2 tRNA genes are annotated in these 376 nt (G+C 47.9%); both read left to right on the forward strand.

The features are described from left to right. Nucleotides 1-72 precede the first annotated feature (72 nt). Nucleotides 73-149 (forward strand) — tRNA-Ile (locus tag ACSVHP_RS23005). Between the two features lie 36 nt (nucleotides 150-185). Continuing rightward, nucleotides 186-261, forward strand: a tRNA-Ala gene (locus ACSVHP_RS23010). The last annotated feature ends 115 nt before the right edge of the window (nucleotides 262-376 follow it).

Below are 376 nucleotides of genomic sequence, written 5' to 3' on the forward strand. Positions count from 1 at the left end.
TACCTTAAAGAACCTGCCTTTGTAGTGCTCACACAGATTGTCTGATGAAAAGTAAGCAGTAAAAACCTCTACAGGCTTGTAGCTCAGGTGGTTAGAGCGCACCCCTGATAAGGGTGAGGTCGGTGGTTCAAGTCCACTCAGGCCTACCAAATTCGCCCTGCGGATTTGAAGAGGTTAACTACGATGGGGCTATAGCTCAGCTGGGAGAGCGCCTGCCTTGCACGCAGGAGGTCTGCGGTTCGATCCCGCATAGCTCCACCATCCTTTACTGCACTCAACAAGAAAACTTCAGAGTGTACCTGAAAAGGTTCACTGCGAAGTTTTGCTCTTTAAAAATCTGGATCAAGCTGAAAATTGAAACGACACATCTTTAACG

The organism is Enterobacter sp. 186315, from assembly GCF_053290175.1.